The organism is Sphingomonas sp. (assembly GCF_039594485.1).
Classification (GTDB): Bacteria; Pseudomonadota; Alphaproteobacteria; order Sphingomonadales; family Sphingomonadaceae; genus Sphingomonas.
In genome coordinates, this window is sequence record NZ_JBCNNI010000062.1 from 1 (window position 1) to 9,641 (window position 9,641).

6 protein-coding genes, 2 pseudogenes and 1 riboswitch are annotated in these 9,641 nt (G+C 65.0%); of the genes and pseudogenes, 5 read left to right on the forward strand and 3 right to left on the reverse strand.

The genetic code is table 11. The annotated features are described in order from the left end of the window. The coding region (locus ABDV78_RS18840; RefSeq protein WP_343528996.1) for a transposase at nt 1-266 on the reverse strand (266 nt) is incomplete at its 3' end. Between the two features lie 207 nt (nt 267-473). Continuing rightward, nucleotides 474-583, forward strand: a riboswitch (TPP riboswitch). Between the two features lie 59 nt (nt 584-642). Between ABDV78_RS18840 and ABDV78_RS18845 the strand changes: the two genes are divergently transcribed. Genes ABDV78_RS18845 through pnuC form a run of 3 tightly spaced genes read left to right on the forward strand, consistent with a single transcriptional unit; the run spans nt 643 to nt 4,696 of the window. Further along, nucleotides 643-2,925, forward strand: a complete 2,283-nt coding sequence (locus ABDV78_RS18845; protein WP_343528997.1) for a TonB-dependent receptor — start codon at nt 643-645, stop codon at nt 2,923-2,925. Nucleotides 2,926-2,927: 2 nt separating this feature from the next. Beyond that, complete coding sequence (locus ABDV78_RS18850; RefSeq protein ID WP_343528998.1) at nt 2,928-4,082, forward strand: aminoglycoside phosphotransferase family protein; 1,155 nt, start codon at nt 2,928-2,930, stop codon at nt 4,080-4,082. Next, entirely contained in the window at nt 4,082-4,696 is a 615-nt protein-coding gene (gene pnuC, locus ABDV78_RS18855; protein ID WP_343528999.1) for a nicotinamide riboside transporter PnuC, read from the forward strand. Before ABDV78_RS18850 ends, pnuC begins: the two co-directional genes overlap by 1 nt. A 34-nt stretch (nt 4,697-4,730) precedes the next feature. Here pnuC and ABDV78_RS18860 read toward each other — a convergent pair whose 3' ends face one another. Further along, nucleotides 4,731-6,305: an alkaline phosphatase D family protein gene (locus ABDV78_RS18860; RefSeq protein ID WP_343529000.1), complete on the reverse strand. Its 1,575-nt coding sequence runs from the start codon at nt 6,303-6,305 to the stop codon at nt 4,731-4,733. A 216-nt stretch (nt 6,306-6,521) separates the two neighbouring features. On the opposite strand from ABDV78_RS18860, the gene ABDV78_RS18865 reads away from it, so the two are divergent. Together ABDV78_RS18865 and ABDV78_RS18870 are read left to right on the forward strand one after the other, a co-directional pair. Beyond that, the gene (locus tag ABDV78_RS18865) at nt 6,522-8,972 is read left to right on the forward strand and encodes a TonB-dependent receptor (protein ID WP_343529001.1); all 2,451 of its coding nucleotides are present in this window, start codon (nt 6,522-6,524) and stop codon (nt 8,970-8,972) included. 149 nt (nt 8,973-9,121) lie between these two features. Beyond that, nucleotides 9,122-9,241 (forward strand): annotated as a pseudogene (locus tag ABDV78_RS18870) (IS110 family transposase); the annotation flags it as partial. A gap of 158 nt (nt 9,242-9,399) precedes the next feature. Here the strand turns inward: ABDV78_RS18870 and ABDV78_RS18875 are convergent. Continuing rightward, nucleotides 9,400-9,516: pseudogene (locus ABDV78_RS18875) on the reverse strand (transposase); the annotation flags it as partial. Nucleotides 9,517-9,641: the final 125 nt, after the last annotated feature.

Sequence of the window (9,641 nt, forward strand, 5' to 3'; positions counted from 1 at the left end):
CCGCTGTCGCGCATCCGGTAGAAATGGTACTGCACCGTCGTGAACGGTGGAAAGTCACGCGGCAACTGCGCCCACTGGCACCCCGTCGCGGCAAGATACTGGATCGCATCCCACAGATCCCGTGCGCGGTGCAGGCGCGGACGGCCTACCTTCGTCCTGCGGGCCAGCAGCGGCGCAATGATCGCCCATTCCTCGTCGGTGCTGTCGCTTGCGTACCGCAGACCTCTTCTGTCATGCTCCCGGCGAGCGGTTTTGGTCCAGCCCATGTGATCCCCGTGGTCTTCGCAACCCTCGGTCATTCACAACTGACTGAAATCGCTCAACTCAATTTTCGGTTGGGCTCTGAGCCGGAATCGCCGACACGGGGCAAGGCGCGCGTCGCGCCCGACGGGAAGCACGTTGGACCCTTGAGGGGGTACGAATTGCCGAGACCCCAACCCGGCCTTGTCCTGACGGCATTTGGATCCTAGACGCAGCCATCCCCGGGGGGCCGCTGATGCGCGGTTGAGAGGTGGGCAGCAGCCCATGACCCGCTGAACCTGATCCGGGTCATGCCGGCGTAGGGAGGGGTGGCGGCTCCTCCGTCGTCCCTCCGTGTGAAGTGGACGCGAGACAATGCCGGTTATGACATTCCGTGATCGAATGACGATCCGTTACAGCGGGTTGCTGCTGGCCGCAGCAGGCCTGACGCTCCCCATTGCCGTATCGGCGCAGCGGGCCGCCGACGCCCCGACCGACATCCGCGTGATCGGCCACCGTGACCCTGAGGGGCTGTTGCCCGATCAGACCGAGCCCAGGGCGGTGAGCGCGATCTCGGCCGATTTCATCGTCAAGCAGGCCCCGACCCTGAACGCGTTTCAGCTTGTGAACCTGTTGCCCGGCGCGAATGTCGCATCCAGCGACCCCTATGGCCTGTCGACGAGTTCCAGCCTGACGCTTCGGGGCCTGGGACAGGACGAGATCGGGGTGCTGATGGAGGGCGCGCCACAGAATGACATCGGCTATTACTACGCCTATCCGTCGCAATTCGCCGACCCGGCCAATGTCCGAAAGATCGCACTCGCCCAAGGATCGGTCGATATCGATTCGCCGACGGTCGTGGGAGCGGGCGGCCTGTTGTCGCTGACGCTCGACGATCCCAGGGCGACGCGCCAGATGCTCGCCGATCTGTCGCTCGGTTCCCATGATCTGCGCCGTGTCTTCGTCCGGGTCGATACGGGGACGATCGGGAACACCGGGCTCAAGGCGTTCCTGTCCTATTCGGGCACGCGCGCGGACAATTGGCGTGGGCCGGGCTATGATACGCGGCAGCATGTCGACGCCAAGCTGCTCCGCGAATGGGGCAACGGCAACCGCGCCAGCCTGGCGCTGTCGTACAACAACGCCAATTCCTCGAGCTATCGCAGCCCGACGCTGGCCGACTGGCAGGCCAATGGGCGGGGCTTCAACTATGATGCGCGCTATACCGAGGGGAACACCAATTACTGGCGGCTGTACCGCGCGCCCTTCCGCAACCTCTATGCCTCGGCACCCGTCCATCTGGCTCTCAGCGACCGCCTGACGCTCGACAGCACGACCTATCTCCAGTTCGGCTATGGCAATTCGCCCTATGGTACCCAGCTTGCGACCACCGGCAATTTCCTGGGCGACGAGGAACTCGCGCAGCCGATCGTGCTGCCCGGCGCGAAGGACGGCGTGGCGACGGTGCTGGGCAATTATACGGGCGACCAGATGCGGATGGGCCAGGTCGGCAAGCTGACGCTGCAGGCGGGCATCCACCGGCTCACCGCCGGCCTGTGGTTCGACTATGGCACGGACCGCGTCACCCAGACCTATACGACGATCGATGCCGCGGGGCGACCGACCGACCGATGGGGATATCGTAGCAAGGCGATCCGCACCGCCGATGGCCGCCTGCTGGCCTATGAGAACCAGCGCACCGTCACCGTGACGAAGAGCGTCTTCCTGGCCGACAGCATCGCACTCACCCCAGGACTGACGGTCGATATCGGCTTCAAGGGCGTCAATCTGCTGCGCAACGGCCGCAACTATCTGCCCGGGCCACAAAGCCGGGTCCGCAGCGACAGCTTCGCCGCCTTGCCGCGCGCGGCCGTCCACTATGCGATCGATGACCGTCAGCAGATCTTCGCCAACATCACCACCAATTTCCGCACGCCCAACGAATTCACGCTCTATGACAGCTATTACGGCGGCGTGGTTTCCACGCGCGGCACCGATGCGCTGAAGAACGAATATTCGGTGTCGCAGGAACTGGGCTATCGCTATATCGGCCCCAGCCTGTCCGCCTCGGTCACCGGCTTCCACTATAAATTCCGCAATCGGCAACTCGCGACTGTGGTCGATAGCGGCGGCGCGCAGGTCAATTCGACGCTGAATGCCGGGGGGCAGACCTCCTATGGCATTGATGCGGAGATCGATTATCGTCCCGCCAAGGGTGTCAGCGTCTATGTCTCGGGCGAATATCTGCGCGCGCGGATCGACGACGATCTGCCGGTCGGTGCCGATTATCTGCCGACGCGCGGCAAGCGGGCGGTGTCGAGCCCGACGCTGCAGATCGGCGCGGGGAGCACCTATGACGATGGCCATCTGTTCGGCAGCATCACCGGCAAATATGTCGGTCGCCAATATGCGACGTTCATGAATGACGAAAGCATTCCGGGTTATGCGACGCTCGACCTGTCGATCGGCGTGCACCTGGCGGACTGGCTCGACGGCAAGCGGACGGATCTGCGCCTCAACGCGATCAACGTGATCGATCCCCATGTCCTGGCGGGGGTTCAGGCGGTCAGCACCAATGCCCGCGACGTCGTCGGTCGCGGCGGTACGGCCATTACGGGCAACGCCCCGGCTTATTATATCGGCAGCGGCGCGGCCGTCGTCGCGACCGTTTCGCGCGCCTTCTGACCATGGCGGGCGCCGAGGATCCGACCGCCGGTCACCGCGTGCACGGCATGGGGCTTGCCCTGGAAGCACCCATCTGGCCCGCGATCACGCCTGACGAGGCGGCGGTGGTACTGGCGCACTTTCCAGACGCGGCACCGATCGAGGCACTCCGCTGGCACTCGCCGCGTCCCTTTTCCGCCGCGACGCTGATCGATACGGCGGGCGGCGCGCTCCTGCTCAAGCGGCATGACCGACGGGTGCGCGACGTCGCGGGATTGGCGGAAGAACATGCCTTCATCGCCCATCTCGCGGCGTCCGGGGCTTCGGTGCCTGAGACATTGCGCACGCGGGAGGGCGCGAGCGCGGTCGGGATCGGCGAATGGACCTATGAACTCCATCGCCGGGCGGTGGGAGAGGATTTGTACCGTGACCAGCCGTCATGGACGCCGTTCCGCTCCGGCGCGCATGCCCATGCCGCCGGGGTCGCGCTCGCCCGGTTGCATCGCGCCTCGCAAGGGTTCGACGCGCCGGCGCGAAAGGGGCAGCCGCTCGTCGCCAGCTTCGCCATTCTGTCGGCCACCGATCCCATGGCCGCCGCCGAGTCCTATGTCGCGGCGCGTCCCGCCCTGGCCGCCTTTCTGGCGGGACGGTCATGGCGGAGCCGATTGGCATCGCTTTTCAGGGCATCGGGCGAAGGGCTCGCGCCGCTCGTCGCGCGTCAGGCGTCGCTCTGGACGCATAATGACTGGCATCCCTCCAATCTTCTCTGGGCGGCGGACGGCACGGTCGAAACCGTCTTCGACTTCGGGCTGTCCGATCGGAGCTGCGCGGCGCATGACCTGGCGATCGCGATCGAAAGGAGCGGCTTTGCCTGGCTGGAACTGGGCGAAAGGCGGGATGACGCGATCGCCGATCCGGCGGCGGCGTTATCGCTGATCGCGGGATACCGGACGACAGCCCTGCTGACCCATGACGTGATCGAGGCGGTCGTCCGCCTCCTGCCGCTGGTGCATATCGAGTTCGCCCTGTCCGAGATTGCCTATTTCGCGGGGATTGTCGGCGATCATGATGCGGCGTGCCTCGCATGGGAGACGTATCTTCTCGGCCATGCGGACTGGTTCCTTTCGGCGGCGGGGCAAGGCTTCCTCGATCGCCTGCGCACCGGCCTGAACCTCTGATGTCGGCGCTCGAAACCATCGCGGTCGCGACCAGCTTTCTGGCGATCTGGCTGACGGCGCGGCGCAACATGCTCTGCTGGCCGCTGAACCTCGTCGCCTGTGCGCTGTATTTCAAGCTGTTCCTCGACGTGCGGCTCTATGCCGACATGGTGCTCCAGGCCGTGTTCGGTATCGGTATCCTGTATGGCTGGATCGCGTGGAGCCGGAACAGGCACGGCCCAGGGGCGGTGGAGGCGGCGGTGGGGGCGGCTGTCGAGGTGATGCCGCTATCGCTGGCGCGGGCCCTGGCGGGGCTGGTCGTCGGCGCTTGCGGCGCGCTCGCCATTGGATGGTTCACCAGCCGTCATACCGATGCGACTTTGCCATGGATGGACGCGACGCTCAGCAGCTTCAGCCTCGTCGCGCAATATTGGACGGCACGCCGCCACCGCGAGAACTGGCTGCTCTGGATCGCGGTGGACATCGCCTATGTCGGCATGTTCCTGTTCAAGGGGCTGCTGCTCACGGCCGGGCTGTACGCGGCGATGATCGGCCTCGCGGTGATCGGCTATCGCGACTGGCGACGGACGCGGCGGCCCGGCTCGCCTGGTGATCACGCGACGACAAAGGACTGAACGAACGGATTGCGGAGCTTGGTCGATCCTCGCTCTACGCCATGTGGATACCCGGGCGCCCTGCCTCCACCGTGAAGCGCGCCAGATCGGCGATGGCGGATCGCGGATCGCGAGCGTCGGCCAGACCGCGGAACGTCACGTCGCATTGCCGGGATGACAGGTCGATGCGGCCATAGCCGCGCACCAGATTCTCGGCATAATGAAAGCCGGTCGTCGTCGCGGCGGTGGACTTGAACAGCGGATCGGGGTTGAGCGACGTGATCGACCCGCCGACGAATTCCGAGGCGATGGGCGGGCCGTTCGGACGATCGGGATCGCGCAGATCGGTCGCGGCAAAGGCGTGGATGTCGCCGCTCAGCACGATCGGGTTGGCGGTATTCCCCTGGACCCAGCGGTGGAAGATATGGTCCCGCGCCGCCGGAAAGCCTTCCCAGCGGTCGACCGAATGGAAAACCGCGCCCTTGTCCGGTTGCTGGGGATCGATGGTCGGAAAGGGCGTCATCAGCGTCTGCTGGGCGAGCAGGTTCCACTGCGCCCGTTGTCCGGCCAGTTCTCCGTCGAGCCAGCGTTCCTGCCGCGCGCCGAGCATGGACAGCTTCGGATCGTGCCGGGCTTCGCAATCGGCCACCAGATAATCGTAATGGCGCTTCCCCATGGCGTCGGGGGCGGGCTGGCAGGGGCGGTCGTCGCGATATTGCCGGTCGTCGAGCAGGACGATGCGGGCCAGCCGCCCCCAGTCGATCCGGCGATAGAGCCGCGCCCATGGCCCGCTCGGATGCGACATCCGGCGCAGCGGCAGATGCTCCCAATAGGCCTGATAGGCGGCGGCCCGCCGCGCGAGGAAGCGGGCGGGATCGCCATATTGCTGATCCCAGCGCCCGGCATAGTCGTTGGCGACCTCATGATCGTCCCAGATCGTCATCCAGGGGGCGGCGGCATGAGCGGCCTGAAGCAACGGGTCCAGCTTGTAGCTGGCATAGCGGACCCGGTAGCCGGGCAGGTCGAAAGGTTCGGGATTGAGATGGGGCCGCAATGCCTTGGGATTGGGCGCGCCTTCATAGATATAATCGCCCAGGAACAGGATCAGGTCGGGATCATCGGCGATCGCATGGGTCCATGCGGCATAATGGCCGACCTCATATTTCTGGCATGAGCCATAGCAGAGGCGCAGCCGCTCCACCGTCGCATCCGCCGCCGGGGCTGTCCGGGTCCGTCCGACCGGGCTGACCTGCCCCAGCGCGAGGAAGCGATAGTGATAGGGGCGGGCGGGGCGCAGGCCGTTCACCTCGACGTGCAGGCTATGGCCGTCCTCGGGCGTCGCGCGAACTTCGCCGCTGCGTACGATGCGCTCGAAGCGCGCGTCCTCGGCCACTTCCCAGCGGACCGGCACCCGTGCCTGCCCCATGCCGCCGTCCGGTTCCAGCGGTTCGGGCGCCAACCGTGTCCATAGCACCACTCCGTTGGAGGCGGGCTCGCCCGATGCGACCCCGAGTGCGAAGATCGGCTGCGATGGTCCGCGCACCAGGGCCATGCCGCCCGAGGCGATGACGAAGGGGGCGACCGCCAGGGGGGCGCCGATGACGTGCCTGCGGGTCGGGCGAAAGGTCATTGTCTTGCAGGTCCTGGGTCGGAGATGGGGATGGATTACGCCTGAAATCTCCGACTTTCCAGAGCTGGCCGGAAGGATATCTCGAGGGCGAATGGAAATCTCCGTGATGTCGCGCCATTGTCATGAATTCGTCCGCAAAACCGTCACGAAACTGACTTGCTCGGTGCTTATCCGCACGGCGATTGCGGCAAGCAACATTGTTGGGGGCAAGACAAAATGATGTTCGACACTTCGCGCGGCCTGGTCCGCACGGGCCGTAGCCTTGCGTCCCTGTTGCTGGCGGGTGCGTCGCTCTGGGCGATGCCGGTTCAGGCCCAGAGTGCGACGGCCACGACCACCGATACGCCTGCGGCCGATACGACGACCGATGCTTCCGCTCCCGACCAGGGCGATCTGGTCGTCGTCGCCCGTCGCCGTGACGAACATATCCAGTCGGTGCCGATCCCCGTCACCGTCATCACCCCGCAGGAACTGGCACGCCAGAACCTCGTCAACTTCACCAATTTCCAGACGAAGTTTCCTTCCTTCTCGGTCTATCTGACCAACCCGAAGCAGTTGAACCTCGGCATTCGCGGTATCGGCAATAACGGCTTCAACACCGATGGCATCGACGCCTCGGTGGGCGTGTTCGTCGACGGCGTGTACAATGCCCGGCTGGGCATGGTGTCGAACGACTTCAACGACATCGCCGATGTCGAGCTGTTGCGCGGGCCGCAGGGCACGCTGTTCGGCAAGAACACGACCGCGGGTGCGGTCCTGATCAACACGCTGAAACCCAGCTACACGCTCGGCGCGGCGACCGAGTTCACCATCGGCAATCAGGGTTTCCGCCAGATCAAGGCGAGCGTCACCGGACCGTTGATCGATGGCAAGCTCGCCCTGCGCCTGTCGGCCTTTTCGAGCAGCACCGATGGCTATTACCACAACCTTTATAATGGCCGGTGGCAGAACGCCCGGCAGGGCGAGGGGGTGCGTGCCCAACTGCTCGCCAATCCGACCGAGGATTGGACGATCCGCCTGATCGGCACGCATGCGACCCAGGATTTCCCGACCATGGGGCCGATCACGCTGGGCGTGTACAACCCGGCGGCGCTCCAGGCGCGGATGGCGGCGGCGGGCTATACCCTGCTCGTCAGCTCCAAGGAAAAGCGCGAGATGAACATCGACTCGCCGCTCAACGCCACGACCAGGACCGATGCGCTCAGCCTGCAACAGGATCTCGACCTGCATGCGCTGGGCACCGTTACCTCGATCGGGGCATGGAGCCGCTGGTCCTGCTTCACCAACAACGACAATGACTATACGCAGTTGGACGCGATCCGGGATTACGGCTCGTGCAACCGGGTCCAGCAATGGTCGCAGGAGGTGCGCTGGGCGTCGACCACCGGCCACCCGCTCGAAGGGCTGATCGGCGGCTTCTTCTCGCGCCAGCAGCTCGACGTGGACTCGCGCATCCGTTTCGGGTCGCAATATCATCTTTGGGCGGGCAATCCGAACGCGACGCTGTTCGGCACCAATCCGGCCAACGGCCTGATGTGGGGGAAGGGCGGCTGGGCCTCGGCCATGACCGGCGCCGGGTTCGACAGCCATGCCGTATTCAACACCCGGACCAGCGCGGTCTTCGGCCACGCCACCTGGCACCCCGATGACGCACGCCGCCTGGCCTTCGACTTGGGGCTGCGCCAGACCTGGGAGGAAAAGCGCATGCGCTATGACGGGGTCATCGCCAATCGCGGCGGCCTGAGCACCGCGCAGCTTCTCGCCCTGTCGCCCAGCGGTGCGAATGCGCAGTTGGGCAGCGCGGCGGACAGCGTCACCGACAATTCGTTGTCGGGCGAGGTCGGCGTCAACTGGAAGCCGGTCGACACGATCATGCTCTACGTCACGGGCGCGCGTGGATATAAGTCCAAGGGTTTCAACCTGCTCCCCTATAACAGCAGCAACCCGGACAAGGGCATCGCGACCGCCATCGCGCTGGGTGCCGGTCAGCATATCAATGGCGAGCAGGCCGACAATATCGAGGCGGGCGTCAAGACCGAGTGGTTCGATCGCCGGCTGATCTTCAACCTCACCGCCTTCCATACCTATGTGAAGAACTATCAGGCGAACCAGTCGATCGGTGTCGGCAATACCGCGACCAAGTTCCTCGCCAATGTCGGCGCACTGGTGTCGGAGGGCGTGGAAAGCGAGGGCGAGGCGTTTATGGGGCCGCTCCACCTCAAGGGTTTCCTGGCCTATAATCGCGCGGTCTATGCGTCGTTCCACAACTCGGTCTGTCCGGCGCAGTCGACCGCCCCGACCTGCGACCTGACCGGGCGACAGGTGGCCTGGGCACCGAAATGGACCGCCGACATCACCGCAGACTATACCCGTCCGGTGTCCGACCACACCGCGGTCTACGGGCTGGTCGATGTCAACTGGCGAACACGGCAGAACAGCACGATCACACTCGATCCGGCGGCCGAGATTCCGGGCTATGCGCTTACGTCGGCGCGGTTGGGGCTGTTGATGAACGACAAGCGGCTGGAGGTTCAGCTCTGGGTCGAAAACCTGTTCGACAGGGCCTATTATGTGAATTTGCTTGGCGTGACCAAGTCGACCGGCATCGTGCAGGGCTATCCCGGCGCCCCGCGGACCTTCGGGGTAACGATACGGGGCCGGATGTGACAGGGCGCTCCCTGGGATCGTGCGATCCTGGGGGGCGACTTACATCGACAGGAAACTGTGGGGTCGATGGAGGAAGAGGCGCCCTCAGAATTAGGTGTTCGGTCCCAGCGACTGGTGGTGCGGGTTTGACGTGAACGTCTGCCCGCGCCGTGCTGGTAGCCATCGACATATCCAGGAACCGGCAGGAGGTCCTCATCGAGCGACCGGAAGGCGGCCGGCGCCGGCGGATGACCGTCATGGCGACCAGGCAGGATGTCGAGCAACTCGCTGCCATCGGGCAACGACGGTAAGAGCCTGTTGCCACGGTTGTGCAATCCGGCGCCGCGCATGGACGAAACTGGCGCTGTCGCAGGTGGGCACGGAGCGCCGGCGCTACACCGGGTTGGAGCAGGGAAGACTTGGGCGAGAACTCCACGACCACATCAATGATCGCCAAACCCAGCATCTCCTTGGTGCCGTCCGCGCGGAGGCTCAGGGCGATGTGGATCGCCTCGTTGCGGACCATCCCTTCATCGCGGATCTTCGGCCGCAAGGCGTCGAAAAAGTGAGGTGGCTCGGGGAATTTGAACAGCGTGGATAAGTGGATTGTCGATCTGACAGCGGCCATGCTGGCCGTAAGCAGGAGGCAAGATGAGCAAGCGACCCCGTCGGAACCACAGCCCGGCGTTC

Excerpts from the sequence above, each read along its gene's own strand:
- ABDV78_RS18850 (WP_343528998.1), top strand. The coding sequence starts at position 2,928 with ATGGCGGGCGCCGAGGATCCGACCGCCGGTCACCGCGTGCACGGCATG.
- ABDV78_RS18845 (WP_343528997.1), top strand. The coding sequence starts at position 643 with ATGACGATCCGTTACAGCGGGTTGCTGCTGGCCGCAGCAGGCCTGACG.
- ABDV78_RS18865 (WP_343529001.1), top strand. The coding sequence starts at position 6,522 with ATGATGTTCGACACTTCGCGCGGCCTGGTCCGCACGGGCCGTAGCCTT.
- ABDV78_RS18860 (WP_343529000.1), bottom strand. The coding sequence starts at position 6,305 with ATGACCTTTCGCCCGACCCGCAGGCACGTCATCGGCGCCCCCCTGGCG.
- pnuC (WP_343528999.1), top strand. The coding sequence starts at position 4,082 with ATGTCGGCGCTCGAAACCATCGCGGTCGCGACCAGCTTTCTGGCGATC.